The following is a 19396-nucleotide window of genomic DNA, read 5'->3' as shown; positions in this document are numbered from 1 at the left end:
GTAGTAAAGAAATAGTTAGAAAGGAGTGTTAATTGTGAACACATTTACATATAAACGTATTTTCCTTATTGTAATGGACTCTGTTGGAATAGGAGAAGCACCTGATGCGAAAAATTTCGGTGATGAAGGTTCTCATACGTTAGGCCATATTGCCGAGAAAATGGGCGGTTTGCATATGCCACATATGGAACGTCTCGGATTAAGTAATATCAATGAAATAAAAGGGATAGCAAAAGTCGCACAACCTGAGGCTTATTATACAAAGCTTCAAGAAGCTTCTGTTGGGAAAGATACCATGACAGGACATTGGGAAATAATGGGCCTTCATATTCAAAAACCCTTTCAAGTATTTCCTAATGGATTTCCAGAGGAGTTAATTCAAGAACTAGAAGAAAAGACAGGTCGAAAAGTGATTGGTAATAAACCTGCGAGTGGAACAGTGATTTTAGACGAATTAGGGGAAGAGCATATGGAGACAGGTTCTCTTATTGTTTATACGTCGGCTGATTCGGTGCTACAAATCGCCGCCCATGAGGAAATCATACCAATTGAAGAACAGTATCGTATTTGTGAAATTGCTAGAGAATTGACTTTAAATGAAAAATACATGGTAGGTAGAGTCATTGCTAGACCATTTGTTGGTAAAGCTGGGGCATTTATAAGAACAGCGAATAGACATGATTATGCATTAAAGCCATTTGGCAGAACAGTAATGAATGAGTTAAAAGATGCCAATCTAGATGTCATAGCCATCGGAAAAATTAATGATATATATGATGGAGAAGGCGTAACAGAAGCAATTAGAACCACTTCAAATATGGATGGCATGGACAAGATGGTAGCTATAGCAAAAAAAGACTTTACAGGCATGAGCTTTTTGAATTTAGTAGACTTCGATGCCCTTTATGGACATAGAAGAGATCCACTTGGATACGGTCAAGCATTAGAAGAATACGATGCTCGTTTACCTGAACTGTTCGAGCAGTTAAATGAAAATGATCTTCTGATTATTACAGCGGATCATGGTAATGACCCAATCCATCATGGTACAGACCATACGAGAGAATATGTGCCATTACTTGTTTATTCTAAGCGCTTATCTCATGGAGAAGAACTGCCTCAAGGCAAGACATTTGCTAACATTGGCGCGACTATTGCAGAGAATTTCCAAGTAAAGAAGCCATTGATTGGAGAGAGCTTTCTTAAAAATGTCAAGGGAGTAGGGAAATAATGACTAGTTTACATGAGGTAAAAGCAGCGAAAGAATTAATTCAATCTAGAATAGACCAAACACCAACAGTAGGACTTATATTAGGTTCTGGACTTGGGGTTCTTGCTGAAGAGATAACAAATGCGATAAAAATACCTTATAGAGATATACCGGGTTTCCCGCAATCAACAGTAGCCGGTCATGCAGGTCAACTCGTTATTGGCCGATTAAACGGTGTAGCGGTTGTTGCGATGCAAGGAAGATTTCATTATTACGAAGGCTATACTATGCAGCAAGTTACGTTTCCGATCCGTGTAATGAAGGAGTTGGGAGTACAGAAATTAATCGTAACCAACGCTGCTGGAGGCGTTAATGAAACTTTCTCACCAGGTGATTTAATGATCATCACAGACCATATTAACAATATGGGGGTAAACCCACTTATAGGTCCTAATGACGACCATTTTGGTGTGCGTTTTCAAGATTTGTCATCAGCGTACAATAAAGAAATGATACAAGTCGCAAAAGAGGTCGCAGAACACCAACAATTAAACATACAAACTGGTGTATACGTAGCTAATACAGGGCCAGTTTATGAAACACCTGCAGAAGTAAAAATGCTTAGAATTTGTGGTGGAGATGCAGTTGGTATGTCAACTGTTCCGGAAGTTATTGTTGCGAATCATGCTGGTATGAATGTACTTGGAATCTCTTGTATTTCTAATATGGCTGCAGGTATTTTAGACCAACCATTAAATCATGAAGAAGTGATAGAAACAACGGAGAAAGTAAAACAACAATTTTTAAGCTTTGTCAAAGGAATCGTGACAAAAATTTAAATTTAGTGGGGGGAACGATACGATGAGAATGGTGGACATCATTGAGAAAAAAAGGGATGGTCATTGCTTAACGACAGAGGAAATTAACTATTTTATTCAAGGCTACACAAATGAAACAATCCCTGATTATCAAGCAAGTGCACTTGCTATGGCGATTTATTTTCAAGGAATGGATGAAAGAGAAACAGCTGATTTAACAACGGCAATGGTTAAATCAGGCGATGAAATTAATCTTTCAAACATTGATGGAATCAAAGTCGATAAGCATTCTACTGGGGGTGTAGGAGATACAACCACGCTCGTATTAGGGCCGCTAGTAGCTGCTGTAGGTGTACCAGTTGCAAAGATGAGCGGAAGAGGTCTGGGCCATACGGGTGGGACCATTGATAAATTAGAGGCTATAGATGGATTTCATGTAGAGATTGATAATGATGAATTTATGAATTTAGTCAATCGTAATAAATTAGCAGTCATAGGTCAAAGTGGAAACTTGACACCAGCTGATAAGAAGCTTTATGCGTTAAGAGATGTGACTGCTTCTGTTAATAGCATCCCATTAATTGCATCAAGTATCATGAGTAAAAAAATTGCTGCGGGTGCAGATGCAATTGTTTTAGACGTGAAAACGGGTTCAGGTGCATTTATGAAAACGATTGAAGAAGCAATTGATTTAGCAAAAACAATGGTGAAAATCGGGAATCATGTTGGTAGACAGACAATGGCTGTCATCTCAGATATGAGCCAACCCCTTGGCCTAGCAATCGGTAATGCTTTAGAAGTAGAAGAAGCGATAAATACTTTAAAAGGAGAAGGCCCGGAAGATTTGACTGATTTATGTTTAACTCTTGGAAGTCAAATGGTCGTATTAGCGAAAAAGGCCGATACGTTAGAAAGTGCGCGCACGCTATTACAAGAAGCAATCAGTAGTGGTAAAGCGTTAGAGACTTTTAAAACATTTATCCAATCTCAAGGAGGAGATGTTGCAGTCGTTGATGACCCATCTCTACTTCCACAGGCAAAATATCAAATAAAGGTAGAAGCTGCACAAAGTGGATATATTTCTGAAATTGCTGCAGAAAAACTTGGTACTGCTGCAATGATGCTTGGTGCGGGTAGAGCAACAAAAGATTCTATTATAGATCTCGCAGCAGGCCTCCTTCTTCATAAAAAAGTTGGCGATTCTGTCCAAAAAGGAGAAGCGTTGTTAACGATTCATAGCAATATGGAAGATGTGGAAGAAGTAAAAGATATCCTTATTAATCATATTAAAATAGTGTCAGAAGAAGTAACAGCACCAACATTGATACATCAAGTCATCACAGAATAAAAATACTAGAAAAAGCTTAAAGGAAATAAAACCTTTAAGCTTTTTTAGTACAATTTAACTGAAAGATGCTCATTCTTAAAATATTTCCTTCGAATAATTCCCACATCAAAGGATAGAAGGTCTCATTTCATACCTCTCACCTTCCCGATCTTTTTTCAAAGTAAAACACGGAATTTCTCATTTATAAAATGTAGTTTATGGTATTTTCATTGGTATAAATTATCAACAAATGGTAATCATGGAAACTATAAAGAATGGAGGGTTTGTGCGATGAAGCGAATAGTTAGTGTATTTTTTATATGTATTCTCATGGTTTCTACCATAGCACCACAAGTATTTGCACGTGAAAGTGAAAAAATGACTGAAGAAGAAGTTGTGAAAAATGTAAAGTCAGCTATTTTAATTGAGCGAGATACAGGCAAAGTTCTGTATGAAAAAAATAGTGATGTTCAATTACCACCCGCAAGTATGACGAAGATTATGACGATGCTTTTAATTATGGAAGCAATCGATGAAGGCAAACTTAAATGGGATGAAAAGATTAAGACAAGTGAATATGCTGCTTCTATGGGTGGTTCACAAATTTTTCTTGAGCCTGGAGAAGAAATGACAACAAAAGAAATGTTACAAGGAATTGCAATCGGTTCTGGAAATGACGCTTCTGTTGCTGTAGCAGAAAGATTAGCGGGTACGGTAGATGACTTTGTCAATATGATGAATGCAAAAGCAAAAGAGCTAGGTTTAAAGGACACTGTATTCAAAAATCCTACAGGCCTCCCGGTAACGGATCATTTTAGTACGGCTCATGATATGGCGATGATGGCAAAGGAATTACTGAAGTATGAAGATATTACAAACTTTACCGGTACTTACGAGGCTTATTTGCGTGAAGACACCGATAAAAAGTTCTGGTTAGTAAATACGAATAAATTAGTGCGTTTTTATCCAGGGGTAGATGGTCTTAAGACTGGATTTACTCAAGAAGCAAAGTATTGTTTAACGGCGACAGCTGAGAAAAACGGCATGCGTGTCATTGCGGTTGTTTTCGGTGCACCTAGCTCAAAAGAGAGAAATGCAGAAGTGACGAAAATGCTAGACTATGCTTTTAATAAATATGAAACTCATGCCATGTATAAAAGGAATCAAGCGGTGGCAAAAGTGAAAGTGTCAAAAGGTGAAAAGAAACAAGTAGAAGCATTAACAAGCGAACCCATTTCAATATTAGCTAAAAAAGGTGAAGATATTAAAAACGTGAAACAAACGGTTGTACTCGATGAAAATATGAAGGCTCCTGTTAAAAAAGGTGATGAAGTCGGCAAGATTATTTTTGAAAAAGACGGAAAAACAATGGTTGAAAGTCCTTTAGTCGCAAGTCAAGATAGTAAAAAAGCCAACGTATGGACATTGTTTAAGCGTTCAATGGGAATGTTTACGAAAGTCTCAGAGTAATATGTCGAATCGAGTGAAGACAAGTCCTGTTTTAGCGAATAAACACTAGTTTTGTCTTCATGAAGGAAAAACAGTTCATAGTATAGAATTGGACTCACTAAAGGCAGGTTGATATTCTATTGGTGTCAATCCTGTCTAATCCATAGAGACAACTGATTACAAAGGAGGCTATGGTTAGTGAGTCTAGCAATTAATTTAGAAATAAAAAACAACGTATTATGTATTCGTTTAAGCGGGGAGCTTGATCATCACTCTGCGGATGAATTAAGAGCAAAAGCAACAAAAACGATTGAGGAACACGATATCCACCATATTATTCTTAATCTGGAACAATTAACATTCATGGATAGTTCTGGACTTGGAGTAATTCTTGGCAGATATAAACAAGTGAAACAAAAAAATGGCGAAATGGTTGTATGTGCAATTTCTCCATCTGTAAAAAGACTTTTTGATATGTCTGGTTTATTTAAAATTATTCGCTTAGAACCTACTGAAGCGTTTGCCCTGCAACGATTGGGGGTGGCGTAAGTGAAAAATGTTATGCAAATGCAGTTTACTGCTCTCAGTCAAAATGAATCATTTGCTCGAGTGACAGTGGCAGCTTTTATTGCTCAGCTTGATCCAACAATGGATGAATTAACAGAAATTAAGACCGTTGTCTCAGAAGCTGTAACGAACGCTATTATTCACGGCTATGATATGAGCCCAGATGGTATTGTACACATTTCAGTAACCATTGAGGAAGGAATAGTCGAACTGTCCATTAAAGACGAAGGTCTCGGTATTATGGATATAGAAGAGGCAAGACAGCCTCTTTATACAACAAAGCCAGAGCTAGAGAGATCAGGCATGGGCTTTACGATTATGGAAAATTTTATGGACGAAATTAGTATTGTATCACACCCAGGTGAAGGCACAGAGGTTCGTTTAAAGAAGCATTTATCAAATAGTAAAATGCTATGTAATTAAGGAGTCTTGCTATGGATGTGGAGGTTAAAACAGGAAAGACGCAATATTTAAAAGATCATGAAGTTAAAGAGCTCATTGGTAAAAGTCAAAATGGTGATCAAGCGTCTAGAGATTTGATTGTCCAAAAGAATATGCGCTTAGTATGGTCAGTTGTCCAGCGCTTCCTCAATCGAGGATACGAACCAGATGACTTATTTCAAATTGGCTGTATTGGATTGTTGAAATCGGTTGATAAATTTGATTTGAGTTATGATGTGAAATTTTCTACTTACGCTGTTCCTATGATTATTGGTGAGATCCAACGTTTTATAAGAGACGATGGAACAGTTAAAGTCAGTCGTTCACTTAAAGAACTCGGAAATAAAATTCGAAAAGCAAAAGATGAGTTATCGAAATCATTAGGTAGGGTACCAACCGTATCAGAGATTTCAGAATTCCTTGATATCCCAACAGAGGATATTATCATGGCCCAAGATGCTAGTCGACTTCCCTCGTCAATTCATGAAACCGTGTATGAAAATGATGGTGACCCTATTACATTACTTGACCAAATAGATGATGGGGATGAGGGGAGATGGTTTGATAAAATCGCATTAAAAGAAGCGATAAATGAATTAGATGAAAGAGAGAGACTGATTGTTTATTTGCGCTATTACAAAGACCAAACACAATCAGAAGTAGCAGTCAGGCTTGGCATTTCACAAGTACAAGTCTCGAGGCTTGAGAAGAAAATATTGAAGCAAATGAAAGAGCATATGGACTTATAGTCTATATGCTCTTTCATTTGCTTCTTTTAAGCGAAGAAAGTCGACGTTTATGTATTTACTAATAACCAAGAAAGTAATATCAGTGTGAGGAAATTATTGGATTTCATGAAGTGAAATACCTTTACTCATACTATATGCAAGGAAATCTTTGTGTGGGAAGTGAAAGGATGGAACGTATCGTTTATTTACGCTTGCGACATCGATTGCAGGTTAAACCGCACGAAACTATTGTTTTATCGGATGTTGCGCAGTTGATTGCAGATGACGAAGTTTATGATAAATTAGCTAATCTCCTGTTATACCGTGTGTCTAAGGAAGATAAAAATATTATCATTATTGATGTTATGCAGGTAATTAAGCATATTACAAAATGTTTTCCGAGTTTGGAAATCCAAACGGTTGGGCCGACACAGATTATTGTTGAAGTTGCCGTGAAAAGAAGAAAAGTCTCACTTCCATTGTTTATGCTAATATGGTTTTTATTATTTTTTGGTGCTGCTCTCACCATCATGAATTTTCATGAAGACGTTAGTATGCAAGAAGTTCAACAAAAGATTTATACATTGATTACAGGTGAAGTAGATAGTCGGCCATTGATTTTTCAAATCCCATACTCAATTGGATTAGGCTTAGGAATGATTCTCTTCTTCAATCATGTATTTAAAAAGCGTTTAAATGAAGAGCCTAGTCCTTTAGAGGTAGAGATGTTTAATTATCAAATGGATTTGGATAATTATGTTTCCCTACACGAAAACAAAGAGAGTATGAAGAATATTGATGAGCGGTAAAATTATCTTTGCCATCTTTATAGGCTTAGCGAGTGGTATAGCTGTAGGTGGTGGAGTAGTTGCATTCTTATCTGTCTTAGGAATTATTCCAAGGCTTACACAACTAACAAAAACAATGAAGATGATCCATGCTTATGAATGGGCAGCGGTGTGCGGGGTGATTGCTGGAGCTGTAGCTTCCATGTGGGAGCCAGTACTACAAGCACCGCCCTTTATACTTATTCCGATTGGCCTGTTATGTGGAATCTTTGTAGGAATGCTTGCAGCTGCACTTACGGAAGTTCTAAATGTCTTCCCGATATTAGCTAAACGCATTGGTGTAGAAGGGAAAATTGTCTATTTATTAATGGCTTTTGTTTTTGGGAAAATTATCGGATCTTTATTTCAATGGATATATTATGTCAATCTGTAGGTTTGCTCACTTAGAAAGGGAAATGGCGATGAAAGAACGGAGAAAAGTCATATTGATTACAGATGGAGATGAGTTTGCAAAGCGAACAATAGAGCTCATTGCTCATGATATTGGTGGTAGTTGTATTTCTGCTTCTCAAGGAAATCCAACTATACTGTCTGGTGAAGAGATGGTGCATTTAATTAAAAAAGCTCATTCAGATCCTGTTTATATCATGTTTGATGATAGTGGTTATATCGGAGAAGGTCCAGGAGAGAAAGCGATGACTTTCGTTGCCAATCACCCTGATATTGAAGTCATTGGTGCAATAGCTGTAGCATCAAGGACTCACCACGAGGAATGGACAAAGGTAGATGTAAGCATTGATCGCTTTGGTGAATTGACAGAATATGGTGTTGATAAATCTGGGATAGCAGATATGGATGAAGGCAGAATAGTAGGTGATACCGTTTATTGTCTTGAAATGTTAAATATCCCTTTTATCGTCGGTATTGGTGATATTGGTAAAATGGCAAGAATTGATTCAATAAAAGCCGGTTCACCCATTACGAAACAAGCTGTTGAACTTATACTGGAAAGGAGCGGTATGTTATGAGCGAAAAAGAAAAAATAAGAAAGAGACCATTACCCACATCCGTCAAGGAAGTTGAAGCGTACATGCAGGACCATGTAGGTCTTGGAACAAGTTTTGACCTTGGAGTGAGAAAGCTTAAAGTATTAAAAAAGGATGTTCATTTATACTTTATTAATGGTTTAACAGAGACACAATTTATCATTGAAATTGTTGAAGAGCTTGTAGGGATTAATGATAAAGAAAAATTATCGACCCATCTCTTTGATATTGTAGAGAACCGTATCGTTCATCAAGCAGTTGATCGCATTAAGACAATTGATGAGCTCGTTGACCAAGTATTATCAGGGCTTATTGTTATTGTGATGGAAGGTGAAGGTACCGCTTTAGTAATAGACGTAAGAAGTTATCCAGGACGAACACCACAAGAGCCTGATACGGAGAAGGTAATTAGAGGTTCTCGTGATGGTTACGTAGAAAATATAATTGTCAATACAGCTCTAACAAGAAGAAGAATTCGTGATGAACGTTTAAGGTTTGAAATGCTCCATGTTGGTGTAAGGTCAAAAACTGATATTTCCTTAGGCTATATTGAAGGGTTAGCTGATCCCAACCTAGTAGAAGTGTTACGTAAAGAAATTAATGAAATCGATATCGATGGGCTACCCATGGCAGATAAAACGGTAGAAGAATTCATCCTTCATCAAAGTTATAATCCATTTCCACTTGTAAGGTACACTGAAAGAGCGGATGTAGCGGCCACTCACTTGATGGAAGGTCATGTCGTGGTTTTTGTGGATACATCGCCCAGTGTAATCATCGCCCCAACGACTTTATTTCATCATTTGCAGCATGTAGAGGAATATAGGCAAGCCCCAGCTGTCGGTACTTTTGTTAGATTTATGAGGTTTATCGGACTTGCTGCTTCTTTATTTTTTCTACCATTGTGGTTTTTATTTGTCTTAGAACCGTCTTTGCTTCCGGATGCCATTGATTATATCGGGCCGAATGAACAATCAAATATACCTATTCTTATTCAATTATTATTAGCGGATTTAGGGATAGAGTTTTTAAGATTAGCTGCTATCCATACACCGACACCATTATCAACGGCAATGGGACTAATAGCTGCAATACTAATAGGAGAAATTGCAATCACTGTTGGATTGTTTGTACCTGAAGTTATTCTCTATGTTTCTGTTGCGGCAATTGGAACTTTTGCCACTCCGAGCTATGAATTAAGTGTGGCAAATAAACTTATTCGTATGCTCTTGTTAATATTAGTTGCAATTTTTCATACACCAGGTTTAGTTGTCGGAATTACGCTATTTATTCTTTTTCTTGTATCCATGCGTTCATTTAGAACACCATATTTATGGCCATTCATTCCATTTTGCCCTGGCGCTATCGTTCATATTATTTTTAGAAGAGCCGTCCCAGGGTCAAAAATCCGACCAAGTATTACCCATTCTCGCAATCGTTTTAAGCAGCCACCAAAATAATTGGGTAAATGGCGATTGCAGGCATATGGGAATTATGGTAAAGTATGTTCAACTGAATAAAGGGTTAAAGGATAACAGAATAGACAGTTTCTTAAGGATTCTGTCTATTTCTTCATTTTAGTCCGATAAAAATAAGCATCAATTCTTTGATTAGAGAAGTAATGGACGAAAGAGGGGAAAGCATGTTTTTTCACGGTACATCAAAGGTAAATGACAAAGGACACTTAGAAATTGGCGGTGTTGATACAGTAAAATTAGCTAGTAAATATGGCACGCCTGTTTATATTTATGATGTAGAGTTAATAAGAAGAAGAGCACGTGGATTTAAGAAAATGTTTCAGGAAAATAATATAAAGGCACAAGTAGCCTATGCAAGTAAGGCTTTCTCTTCTGTAGCGATGATTCAGTTAGTGGAAGAAGAAGGATTGTCTTTAGATGTTGTTTCTGGAGGAGAACTATACACTGCCATTAGGGCGGATTTTCCAGTTGAACGTATTCATTTTCATGGGAATAATAAAAGCCGTGAAGAATTAGAAATGGCGCTTTCCTATAATATTGGTTGTATCGTCATAGATAATTTCCATGAAATGAACTTATTAGAAGAAGTAGCTATATCAATGAATAAGCGCGTCGATGTGTTACTAAGGATTACTCCAGGAATAGAAGCGCATACACATGATTATATTTTAACTGGGCAAGAAGATTCTAAATTTGGTTTCGATTTACAAAATGGACAGGCAGAGGAAGCATTAAAAATCGCCCTTAATTCCCAACACATCCATTTACTTGGGTTCCATTGTCATATTGGTTCACAAATCTTTGAACCAACTGGATTTATCCTTGCCACACAAAAAATCTTTGCCAAATTGAAAACGTGGAGCCAAAAATATGATTATGAATCTGAAGTTCTTAATTTAGGTGGAGGATTTGGGATTAGATATACAGAGGAAGATGAACCACTCGACCCAGAAACGTATGTAGAGGAAATTATCAAGGAAGTAAAAAAACAAACAAGCCATCACGGGATGACTTTACCTGAAATATGGATTGAACCTGGAAGATCACTTGTCGGTGATGCTGGCACAACCATCTACCAAATTGGCTCATCAAAAGATGTTCCGAATGTAAGAAAATACTTGGCTATTGATGGAGGAATGAGTGATAATATCCGTCCTGCTCTCTATCAGGCACAATATGAAGCTGTTCTTGCTAATCGTGTCCTAGATGATATAGAGGAAAAAGTCTCTATCGCAGGTAAATGTTGTGAATCCGGAGATATGCTTATTTGGGATTTGCCACTTCCGAAGGCTGGAAACAACGATTTGTTAGCTGTTTTTTGTACAGGTGCATATGGTTATTCAATGGCAAATAATTATAATCGTATCCCTCGTCCACCTGTTGTGTTTGTGGAAGATGGAGAAGATCGATTGGTCATTAAAAGAGAATCATTTGAAGATATGGCACGGCTAGATTTACCTTTAAAAAACAAGGTTAATCAGTAATTAACATGAACCAAGAAACTTAGGTGGGTTTCAGAATCTTCATAAGGGACTCACCTATTATTCTACTTATTTGGCGAACTCCTTCTTTTAACATATTGGAATGTAGAAACCTTTCCTGTACAATAAAGATGAATGTATATCAAAAGGGGAGCTACTGAAGAAAGTATGGATAAAAAAAGTAATATTATGTTATTTGTCTTTATTTTAGGTATAGCTTTTATATGGGGGCTTATTTATTGGTTATTTATTGCCCCGCAATCATAACTAGTTCCATTTCAATCTATAGATACATATGATAAAATAGTTTATGTTAGTTGTGAAATGGAAATAATAGCAAATAAACGGTTTTACTAATAATGAGGGGTTATCATGTTAATACGCTATAAAAAGTCTTTTGAGAAGATTGCTATGGGACTTTTATCTTTTATGCCAAAAGAAAAAGTATTAAAGCAGTTGTTACAGACGATTAAAGAGTATGAAAGTGAAGAAAATCTGCAATTGTTTTTGTGGAAAGAAGACGAAGATATTATTGGGCTAGTTGGTGTATGCTTATCTGATCATCATATTGAAGTTCGTCATATATCAGTCAACCCTTCTCATCGTCAGCAAGGAGTCGGTAAGTCGATGATAAAAGCATTAAATGACACTTATCCACATAAAGAACTAACAGCGGACAATGTTACAGAAGCCTTTTTACAGAAATGTGAAGAGATAAATAAAGGCAGCGAATAATTTTCGCTGCCTTTTAGCGATGTCTTTGGAGGGCTTTCTCTCTTTCTGCGATGACATTTGACCGATCTCTTTTCATATGTCGATGAACAATTTCTTCGTTTTCAAGATTGCTTTCCTGTCCCCATCGGAATCCTTTAGAATTACATGTCTTTTTGACCTCATCTAATAAGGAAACATCGTTTATAGGGAAGTAATAGCTTTTATAAGGAAAGGCCTTATCAATTTCTTCTTGCATTGTGTGTATATCATTTAACAGTTGTTGATGGTCAATACCAAGTTGTTTTACTTCTTTTGGATATGACGAAAGAATAAATGCTGCTTTTTGCAATGTTTTTTTAGCACCATGAAAATTCCCTCTACGATGATGATAATTAGACACGGCGACTTGAATCAAGCCAACCCAGATGGATTGCTTGTTTCGATTGTCTACTTCTTTCCAATATTCCTCTAAAATTTCGTGGCATTCAAAATAATCACGATCGCCGTGATAATGAGCTAAATAGTCAATAAAAGCTTGGGGATGCAAAGTTACACTCCTCCTTCAAACATACAGTTGATTAATTTCATGGTATCATATAATAATGATGGAAAAAAGAAATGCCTGGCAAATTACAATGCCAGGCAATGTCTATTTACATTAAAATAACCAAGAAGCGCCTACGATAATAAGTAGGATGAAGAGAACAACGATTAAAGCAAAGCCTGCACCGAAACCGCCACCATAGCACTCTTCTTCTCTATGATGATTGTCACCATAATTTTCTCTGGACATATTTATACCTCCATTAGTACCTAATTGTCATTACCTTCTCATTGTATGTGCGTAGTTTGTCTCATGTTTGGGCTTAGGATAAAATAAAAAGTAAGTTTCTAAAAGTTGAAAAAAGAGTCCCTTGTTAAAGGAAAGAATTATGTTGGATTCGCTACGTTGAATCATCTATACTGTATAGAGTAAAGAAATAATTTTATAGAAATTTTGGTGGAACATATGGAGCATTATAATGTAAAGATTAACGCCTTCGAAGGGCCGCTCGATTTATTACTGCATTTAATTAATCGGCTCGAGATTGATATATATGATATTCCAGTCGCAGAAATTACTGAACAGTATTTAATCTATATACATACTATGCAAGAATTAGAGCTGGATATAGCAAGTGAGTATTTGGTTATGGCTGCCACGTTACTCGCTATCAAGAGTCAAATGCTACTCCCAAAGCACGAAGAAGATAACTATGACGAAGATATTGATATGGAAATGGAAGAAGATCCACGAGATGAACTCGTTGAAAGATTAATAGAGTATCGCCGTTTTAAAGAAGCAGCCGAGGACTTAAAGGAACTTGAACAAGAAAGAAGCTTATTATACACAAAAGCACCGAGTGACCTTTCTGACATGGCAAAAGAAGTGAAAATGGAACAGACCCAAGTCGACGTATCGCTTTACGATATGTTAGGTGCGCTGCAAAAGTTATTAAGAAGAAAAAAATGGAAAGAACCACTTGCAACGAAAGTAGCCAGGCAGGAAATTCCGATTGAAAAAAGAATAGACGAAGTTATACGTACACTTAGAAAAAGTAATGGCCGTAAAAACTTTAATGATTTATTTACTGCACATTCTAGAGAAGAAGTTGTTGTAACCTTTCTAGCTGTTCTAGAGTTAATGAAAAGACAGGCTGTGCTCGTTACACAAGATAATAACTTTGCAGAATTGTATGTAGAAGTAGCGGAGGGAAAGTAAGTGAGTAAGAAAGAAAATTGGAAAGCCATTTTAGAAGGGCTTTTATTTGCAGCAGGAGATGAAGGACTTAATTTGAAATCGATTGCTTCGGTATTTGAAGTGAGTGATCAAGAGGCAAGTGAAAGAATGAATCACTTAATGACTGAGTTAGCAAATAACCAAGGACGGGGATTACAAATCATTGAAATTGGTGGGTCGTATCAATTAACGACTAAAAAGGAATTAGCTGACTATTTAAAGAAACTCGTGGAAGCTCCTTCCTCCCATTCTTTATCGCAAGCTTCTTTAGAGACATTAGCAATTATTGCTTACAAGCAGCCCATTACAAGAATTGAAATCGAGGAAATTCGTGGAGTGAAGACAGAAAGACCATTACAAACACTTGTGGCAAAAGCATTAATCAAAGAAGTAGGAAGAGCTGAAGGTAATGGTCGTGCATATTTGTATGGCACGACAAAGGGTTTCTTAGATACATTTGGATTAAAAAGTTTAAAAGAGCTTCCAAAGCTACCTGATCAAGGAGACGAAGAGTTTGAGCAAACAGAAGCAGATTTGTTCTTTGATACATTAAATAATGTATAAGTGAAATAATTCTGAACAATCAACAGCTCATTTATGTTAATATAAAAACATTAAGGGTGATTTACTTGTTTAGCATAATTAAACACCAAAGGCATATATACATAATGTCAGATGGTACAAAAGAAAATTATTTCCCTTAATAAATTTATATCATCAGCAAACTTCATTATTATCAATCACGATGCTTATCAAAAAGTAGATTGAATCTGAAGGAGGGTTCTGATTGTTCATTCTGCAATCGAAAGGATGGTCGCTTGAAAAAACTCTTCCTAATTCCTTCGAAGATTTTTTTAATAAAAGTGAAGTCATTTATGAGGAAGATGGAGAGGAAAGAAAATTCACATTAACTTATTTGCAGTACTTTGAAGAAAAGCTTGATCAATTGACATCATATGAACAGTCAGTAAGTGATAGAACTTTTAAGGATATTGCAGCGCTAGCTTCTCTTCTCAATCATCCGGAATTGAAGCTGAGAAAACGGTTATTTATAAGTGATGAGACCGCTTTTATACGGTTATTTGAGGGATTTGATTTTAAGCAAATATCTAACATAATAGAAACAATGATGCAGAATAAATGAAGAGCTGATATAAACAAATTGGCTGAAGAACGAAATGGATAAAAGAGTAGCTAAATATACGGGAGGAAAATGATGGGAAATTCTATAGTTGAATCACAAATGGAAGATGTGCAACAATTCCTTAGTAATACGGTAAGCACTTTTGAGAACTTCTTAAATGAAACAACCTTGTCGGTACTTAAAGAGGAAGGACAGGGTGATGAGCGATATTATAAAAGCATTTTATCGAATTTGAGAAAGCTTCTAGTGTTTTGCGAGGAAGGTCATGAAGCATGTCGCATCATACTCATGAGTGATCAATTTCAGCGGGGAGCAGCTGAGCAAACATTGTATAAACTTTACCATCATTGTATTGAAGAGTTTTTCTCACCTAAAAATGATGCGTGGTATGAGAATAGTCGTTCAGCGTATACAGGAAAGAATTCAATTCGTTTTCATCACGAAGTACCCGTTCGCCTTGAGAACTTATTTAGAGGATTAGAAAGCGATTTCCAAAAGATAAGAGAAGAACTAGAATACTACGAAACAGATTATCGTACAAAAATGATGCAATCCAAATAAATAATGAAATACTTTAGAATGAGCTAAGGCACGGACAAATTTGTTCGTGCTTTTTTGTGTCTATAGCGTTCAAAATGATAAGCATCATGTAGAATGGCTAAAAAACGATATTATTTATCATTACTATACATATGATGTAGTGAAGAGGAGGGATTTAGCTTGAATCATCGTATGAATGAATACTTAAAGAATGTGTTTCAATGGAATGAAGATATGAGGGCTTTTTTGGAGAGTGAAAATATTGAAGAGAGCAATGAGCTATGGGATAAACTTGATCATATGACAGCCATTATGGAGACAATTGATCATAGTATGGGAGACAAGGAAATAGAAGAAATTCACGAAAAAGTAGAAGAACTTCACGGTGAGATGGAACAGTATTTCAATCACCGATTATCACTTGGACAAATTTATGTTAATGAAGTAAGTGTTCAAGCTGGAAAGCATGAACTTCCACCTTTACCTTATGGATATAATGCTTTAGAACCGTATATCTCAGAAGAAATCATGAGATTACATCATGATAAGCATCACAAAAGTTATGTGGATGGACTGAATAAAGCAGAAAAAGAATTAGAAAAGGCGAGAAATTCGGGCGATTTTTCTCTAGTTAAACATTGGTCAAGAGAATTGGCTTTTAATGGATCAGGCCATTATTTGCATACGATATTTTGGGGAAATATGAGTCCGCAAGGTGGTGGAGAACCTACGGGGGAATTGAAAAAAGAAATAGTCAAATACTTTGGTAGCTTTGAAGCTTTTAAAAAACATTTTACAGAAGCGGCAAAGCAAGTAGAAGGTTCAGGTTGGACCATTCTTGTTTGGTCTCCGAGAGCTAGACATTTAGAAGTATTACAATCTGAAAAACATCAAAACTTAACACAATGGGACACGATCCCGTTACTTGTGTTAGATGTTTGGGAGCATGCCTATTATTTACAATATAAAAATGACAAAGGTGCTTATATTGACAGTTGGTGGAATATTGTAAACTGGGACAATGTTTCAAGAAGGTTTCAAAAAGCACATGAAATGAAATGGCAGCCTTTTTAAGAAAATAGCACAAGAAAACAGGCAGTTGCTTATGTTTTTTACACCCCGCAAGAGTATTGAGCTTTCATCTCTTGCGGAACCTCAATCATAGTCAGTCAACAAAGTCCAAGTGATCCAACAGTTTACAATACCCGTATCCTTACCCCAATTTGAATGAATAGTTCAACTCCTTTCGATGAAGGTTGATAAAATACAGCCTACTAATTTATGAACCGATCGCCATGAATCTGTCATAACAAAACTTGTCCTGCATAGAATTGTACAAACCATAAAATGAGACGGGGTTTGTGCGATGAAGAAATGGAAAAACCTAATCACTATTCTCATAATGTCCACCTTATTGCTTAGTTTAAGTCCACAACTAGTAGAGGCGAAGCCCTCTGTTAGTGCTAGAAATGCAGTATTAATCGAACAGGAATCAGGTAGAATTATTTATGATAAGGCAGCCAATGATCGAAACCGGATTGCTAGTATAACAAAAATTATGACAGCAATATTGGCGATTGAATCAAATAAGCTAGAAGAAGATGTGAAAGTAACTGATACGATTTTAAAAGCAGAAGGCTCATCCATTTATTTGAAACCGGGGGAAGAAATCAAACTAGAAGATTTGGTTTATGGCTTAATGCTTCGCTCGGGTAATGATGCGGCAGTTGCGATTGCAGAGTATGTAGGCGGAAGCTTAGATGGCTTTGTGTATTTAATGAATCAGAAGGCTGAAGAAATAGGCATGACAAATACGCATTTTGAAAATCCACATGGGCTTGACGATCATGAAAATCACTATTCAACTGCCTATGATATGGCGTTACTTACTCGCTATGCAATGAAAAATGAGACGTATCAAAAAATAGCAGGGACAAAATCTTATCGATCTGAAAACAGAGATTACAGCTGGAATAATAAAAATCGTTTATTGACCCAGCTTTATAAATATACAACTGGTGGAAAGACTGGTTATACAAAAAGAGCAAAAAGGACTTTAGTAACAACAGCGACAAAAAACAATCTTGATCTAATTGCTGTTACGTTAAATGGACCGGATGATTGGAATGATCATATTGCTATGTATGAGGGTGCATTTGATCAATATGAACAAGTTGAAGTATTGAGTGAAGGGAGAATTAAGGGGGTAGAATATGCTTTCTACAAAGATAAGGTATCACTGCACTCCTCCTTTTCATACCCGGTAACAGAAAAAGAGAAAGAATCTTTTCGGATTAAATATAATTTTATTGAACCGAAAGAGAGTTGGAGAAAAGGTGAAAAATCACCTGAAATAGTAGGAAAAGCCGTTGTTTACTTAAATGATGAAGCAATTAAAACTTTGCCTATTCACTATAATCAGGCTGGAGTTAAAGAAGAAAAAGGAAAATTTTTTGATTACTTCAAACATCTGTTTATAAGGATATTAGGAGTACAACAACATGATTAATGTTATATGGGCAGGGTTAGCGATCATTGGTATCGTTTTTGCCATGATTAATGGAACTATAAGTGATGTAAATGAAGCGATATTTAAAGGGGCAAAAGAAGCAGTCACATTATGTATTGGTTTAATCAGCATATTAGTCTTTTGGCTAGGAATGATGAAAATAGCCGAACATGCAGGTCTATTAGACAAGCTGGCTAAACTATTTAAACCATTTATATCAAGACTTTTTCCGGATGTACCGAAAGATCATCCGGCAATGGGCTATATATTATCGAATATGATGGCCAATTTGTTCGGCTTAGGGAATGCTGCTACACCTCTAGGGATTAAAGCAATGGAACAATTAAAAGCATTAAATGGTGAAAGTACAGAAGCAAGTCGTTCTATGATCACATTTCTTGCCATCAATACATCAAGTATTACATTAATTCCAACAACAATTATCGCCATCCGCATGAATTACGGGTCAGCTAGTCCAACTGACATCGTTGGTCCTACCCTTATAGCGACAATTTGTTCGACCATTTCCGCTATTTTGATTGATAGATACTTTTATTACAGGAGATCACGAAAAGGATGAGATAGATGGAAATAGTATCTTTAATTTCTCTTTGGTTTATTCCCGTACTTATAGGTTTTATATTAGTCTACGCGACGTTTAAAAAAGTACCGACTTATGAGAGTTTTGTAGAAGGTGGGAAAGATGGCATTAAAATTGCTATCTCAATCATTCCTTTCTTAGTAGGTATGATGGTAGCTATTGCTATCTTTCGAGCATCAGGTGCATTAGAATACTTTCTTGATTTCATCAGACCATTATTTGTGGCTATCGGGATTCCAGCAGATGTTGTCCCACTCGCTATTATTCGTCCAATATCAGGTAATGCTGCCTTAGGAATGACAACTGATTTAATAGCTGAACACGGACCAGATTCATTAATTGGAAGAATGGCATCTGTCATTCAAGGGAGTACAGATACAACCTTTTATGTATTGACTGTTTATTTTGGAGCAGTCGGTATTAAGAAGATGGGTGATGCGTTGAAAGTTGGCCTATTAGCAGACTTAGCAGGTTTTATCGCTGCCATCCTTATTGTATTACTTGTCTTTTCATAATGTAGTCTTTTATTTATAAAAGAGGAAGCTGAACAAATTTGGATCATTTGTTTGGCTTTTTTTTGTGCAGTGTGATAACAGCTTACTACAATGCTTCTTTTATGTTAGAATTGCCTACTAACTGTTCAAATTCAAAGAGAAGGGAATGACTATTGTATACTTAGTTTAAAAATGTACAATTTGGTTAAAAAATGCGCTCTTTGAAAAAACTTGAACTTATGGCATAATTCATATGGACAGTAATAGAGATTTTGAGGTGA

At 36.4% G+C, this 19396-nt stretch carries 23 protein-coding genes; 21 read left to right on the top strand and 2 right to left on the bottom strand.

Annotation, left to right across the window (positions count from 1 at the left end):
* Positions 1 to 34 precede the first annotated feature (34 nt).
* The 13 genes from deoB to MKX83_RS15525 all read left to right on the top strand — a co-directional run bounded on the left by deoB (position 35) and on the right by MKX83_RS15525 (position 12068).
* Entirely contained in the window at positions 35 to 1231 is a 1197-nt protein-coding gene (gene deoB, locus MKX83_RS15585; protein ID WP_095372692.1) for a phosphopentomutase, read from the top strand.
* The gene (locus MKX83_RS15580) at positions 1231 to 2049 is read left to right on the top strand and encodes a purine-nucleoside phosphorylase (protein WP_095372693.1); all 819 of its coding nucleotides are present in this window, start codon (positions 1231 to 1233) and stop codon (positions 2047 to 2049) included. The genes deoB and MKX83_RS15580 overlap by 1 nt, the downstream gene beginning before the upstream one ends.
* 22 nt (positions 2050 to 2071) lie before the next feature.
* Entirely contained in the window at positions 2072 to 3376 is a 1305-nt protein-coding gene (locus tag MKX83_RS15575; RefSeq protein WP_341056201.1) for a pyrimidine-nucleoside phosphorylase, read from the top strand.
* 270 nt (positions 3377 to 3646) lie between these two features.
* Complete coding sequence (locus MKX83_RS15570; RefSeq protein WP_095372695.1) at positions 3647 to 4825, top strand: D-alanyl-D-alanine carboxypeptidase family protein; 1179 nt, start codon at positions 3647 to 3649, stop codon at positions 4823 to 4825.
* 177 nt (positions 4826 to 5002) lie between these two features.
* The gene (spoIIAA, locus tag MKX83_RS15565; RefSeq protein WP_095372696.1) at positions 5003 to 5353 is read left to right on the top strand and encodes an anti-sigma F factor antagonist; all 351 of its coding nucleotides are present in this window, start codon (positions 5003 to 5005) and stop codon (positions 5351 to 5353) included.
* Positions 5354 to 5794 carry an anti-sigma F factor gene (gene spoIIAB / locus MKX83_RS15560; protein WP_095372697.1) on the top strand — a complete coding sequence of 147 codons (441 nt, stop codon included), beginning with the start codon at positions 5354 to 5356 and terminating at the stop codon, positions 5792 to 5794.
* Between the two features lie 11 nt (positions 5795 to 5805).
* Positions 5806 to 6561, top strand: a complete 756-nt coding sequence (gene sigF, locus MKX83_RS15555) for an RNA polymerase sporulation sigma factor SigF (protein WP_095372698.1) — start codon at positions 5806 to 5808, stop codon at positions 6559 to 6561.
* A 167-nt stretch (positions 6562 to 6728) separates the two neighbouring features.
* Entirely contained in the window at positions 6729 to 7349 is a 621-nt protein-coding gene (locus MKX83_RS15550) for a stage V sporulation protein AA (protein WP_095372699.1), read from the top strand.
* The gene (locus MKX83_RS15545) at positions 7339 to 7761 is read left to right on the top strand and encodes a stage V sporulation protein AB (RefSeq protein WP_095372700.1); all 423 of its coding nucleotides are present in this window, start codon (positions 7339 to 7341) and stop codon (positions 7759 to 7761) included. Before MKX83_RS15550 ends, MKX83_RS15545 begins: the two co-directional genes overlap by 11 nt.
* 28 nt (positions 7762 to 7789) lie before the next feature.
* The gene (locus MKX83_RS15540) at positions 7790 to 8356 is read left to right on the top strand and encodes a stage V sporulation protein AE (protein WP_095372701.1); all 567 of its coding nucleotides are present in this window, start codon (positions 7790 to 7792) and stop codon (positions 8354 to 8356) included.
* The gene (locus MKX83_RS15535) at positions 8353 to 9834 is read left to right on the top strand and encodes a spore germination protein (RefSeq protein WP_095372702.1); all 1482 of its coding nucleotides are present in this window, start codon (positions 8353 to 8355) and stop codon (positions 9832 to 9834) included. Before MKX83_RS15540 ends, MKX83_RS15535 begins: the two co-directional genes overlap by 4 nt.
* 182 nt (positions 9835 to 10016) lie before the next feature.
* Positions 10017 to 11336 (top strand): diaminopimelate decarboxylase, encoded by a 1320-nt coding sequence (lysA, locus tag MKX83_RS15530; protein WP_095372703.1) that lies wholly within the window; start codon positions 10017 to 10019, stop codon positions 11334 to 11336.
* Between the two features lie 369 nt (positions 11337 to 11705).
* Positions 11706 to 12068 (top strand): GNAT family N-acetyltransferase, encoded by a 363-nt coding sequence (locus MKX83_RS15525; protein ID WP_095372704.1) that lies wholly within the window; start codon positions 11706 to 11708, stop codon positions 12066 to 12068.
* Between the two features lie 13 nt (positions 12069 to 12081).
* Here the strand turns inward: MKX83_RS15525 and MKX83_RS15520 are convergent, their stop codons facing one another.
* Both MKX83_RS15520 and MKX83_RS15515 read right to left on the bottom strand, forming a co-directional pair.
* Entirely contained in the window at positions 12082 to 12594 is a 513-nt protein-coding gene (locus MKX83_RS15520) for a DUF309 domain-containing protein (RefSeq protein ID WP_095372705.1), read from the bottom strand.
* A 111-nt stretch (positions 12595 to 12705) separates the two neighbouring features.
* Entirely contained in the window at positions 12706 to 12840 is a 135-nt protein-coding gene (locus MKX83_RS15515) for a YjcZ family sporulation protein (protein WP_095372706.1), read from the bottom strand.
* A 216-nt stretch (positions 12841 to 13056) separates the two neighbouring features.
* Here MKX83_RS15515 and MKX83_RS15510 point away from each other — a divergent pair, with 216 nt between their 5' ends.
* From MKX83_RS15510 to MKX83_RS15475, 8 genes are all read left to right on the top strand, one after another.
* Positions 13057 to 13809 (top strand): segregation/condensation protein A, encoded by a 753-nt coding sequence (locus tag MKX83_RS15510; RefSeq protein WP_095372707.1) that lies wholly within the window; start codon positions 13057 to 13059, stop codon positions 13807 to 13809.
* A complete protein-coding gene (scpB, locus tag MKX83_RS15505; RefSeq protein ID WP_340975424.1) occupies positions 13810 to 14391 on the top strand; it encodes an SMC-Scp complex subunit ScpB in 582 nt (193 codons plus the stop codon).
* A 223-nt stretch (positions 14392 to 14614) separates the two neighbouring features.
* Positions 14615 to 14971, top strand: a complete 357-nt coding sequence (locus MKX83_RS15500; RefSeq protein ID WP_095372709.1) for a hypothetical protein — start codon at positions 14615 to 14617, stop codon at positions 14969 to 14971.
* Between the two features lie 72 nt (positions 14972 to 15043).
* A complete protein-coding gene (locus MKX83_RS15495) occupies positions 15044 to 15532 on the top strand; it encodes a YpuI family protein (protein WP_095372710.1) in 489 nt (162 codons plus the stop codon).
* Between the two features lie 171 nt (positions 15533 to 15703).
* Positions 15704 to 16585 (top strand): superoxide dismutase, encoded by an 882-nt coding sequence (locus MKX83_RS15490; RefSeq protein ID WP_095373652.1) that lies wholly within the window; start codon positions 15704 to 15706, stop codon positions 16583 to 16585.
* A 292-nt stretch (positions 16586 to 16877) separates the two neighbouring features.
* Positions 16878 to 18020 (top strand): D-alanyl-D-alanine carboxypeptidase family protein, encoded by a 1143-nt coding sequence (locus MKX83_RS15485; protein ID WP_307313009.1) that lies wholly within the window; start codon positions 16878 to 16880, stop codon positions 18018 to 18020.
* The gene (locus tag MKX83_RS15480) at positions 18013 to 18600 is read left to right on the top strand and encodes a nucleoside recognition domain-containing protein (protein ID WP_095372712.1); all 588 of its coding nucleotides are present in this window, start codon (positions 18013 to 18015) and stop codon (positions 18598 to 18600) included. The genes MKX83_RS15485 and MKX83_RS15480 overlap by 8 nt, the downstream gene beginning before the upstream one ends.
* Before the next feature lie 5 nt (positions 18601 to 18605).
* Positions 18606 to 19136, top strand: coding sequence for a spore maturation protein (locus tag MKX83_RS15475; RefSeq protein WP_095372713.1), 531 nt, complete (start codon positions 18606 to 18608; stop codon positions 19134 to 19136).
* Positions 19137 to 19396: the final 260 nt, after the last annotated feature.

The sequence above is a fragment of the Cytobacillus sp. FSL M8-0252 genome (genome assembly GCF_038007345.1).
Classification (GTDB): Bacteria; Bacillota; Bacilli; order Bacillales; family Cytobacillaceae; genus Cytobacillus; species Cytobacillus kochii.
Note: the sequence above shows the minus strand (reverse complement) of the source record. Positions and strands in the feature narration are given on the sequence as shown.

Bases quoted from the DNA above. Each gene is read 5' to 3' on its own strand.
- MKX83_RS15515 (WP_095372706.1), bottom strand. From the start codon at position 12,840: ATGTCCAGAGAAAATTATGGTGACAATCATCATAGAGAAGAAGAGTGC.
- MKX83_RS15510 (WP_095372707.1), top strand. From the start codon at position 13,057: ATGGAGCATTATAATGTAAAGATTAACGCCTTCGAAGGGCCGCTCGAT.
- MKX83_RS15550 (WP_095372699.1), top strand. From the start codon at position 6,729: ATGGAACGTATCGTTTATTTACGCTTGCGACATCGATTGCAGGTTAAA.
- MKX83_RS15545 (WP_095372700.1), top strand. From the start codon at position 7,339: ATGAGCGGTAAAATTATCTTTGCCATCTTTATAGGCTTAGCGAGTGGT.
- MKX83_RS15580 (WP_095372693.1), top strand. From the start codon at position 1,231: ATGACTAGTTTACATGAGGTAAAAGCAGCGAAAGAATTAATTCAATCT.
- MKX83_RS15570 (WP_095372695.1), top strand. From the start codon at position 3,647: ATGAAGCGAATAGTTAGTGTATTTTTTATATGTATTCTCATGGTTTCT.
- MKX83_RS15540 (WP_095372701.1), top strand. From the start codon at position 7,790: ATGAAAGAACGGAGAAAAGTCATATTGATTACAGATGGAGATGAGTTT.
- MKX83_RS15495 (WP_095372710.1), top strand. From the start codon at position 15,044: ATGGGAAATTCTATAGTTGAATCACAAATGGAAGATGTGCAACAATTC.
- lysA (WP_095372703.1), top strand. From the start codon at position 10,017: ATGTTTTTTCACGGTACATCAAAGGTAAATGACAAAGGACACTTAGAA.
- MKX83_RS15480 (WP_095372712.1), top strand. From the start codon at position 18,013: ATGATTAATGTTATATGGGCAGGGTTAGCGATCATTGGTATCGTTTTT.
- MKX83_RS15535 (WP_095372702.1), top strand. From the start codon at position 8,353: ATGAGCGAAAAAGAAAAAATAAGAAAGAGACCATTACCCACATCCGTC.
- MKX83_RS15525 (WP_095372704.1), top strand. From the start codon at position 11,706: ATGTTAATACGCTATAAAAAGTCTTTTGAGAAGATTGCTATGGGACTT.
- MKX83_RS15485 (WP_307313009.1), top strand. From the start codon at position 16,878: ATGAAGAAATGGAAAAACCTAATCACTATTCTCATAATGTCCACCTTA.
- MKX83_RS15575 (WP_341056201.1), top strand. From the start codon at position 2,072: ATGAGAATGGTGGACATCATTGAGAAAAAAAGGGATGGTCATTGCTTA.
- MKX83_RS15490 (WP_095373652.1), top strand. From the start codon at position 15,704: ATGAATGAATACTTAAAGAATGTGTTTCAATGGAATGAAGATATGAGG.
- sigF (WP_095372698.1), top strand. From the start codon at position 5,806: ATGGATGTGGAGGTTAAAACAGGAAAGACGCAATATTTAAAAGATCAT.
- MKX83_RS15475 (WP_095372713.1), top strand. From the start codon at position 18,606: ATGGAAATAGTATCTTTAATTTCTCTTTGGTTTATTCCCGTACTTATA.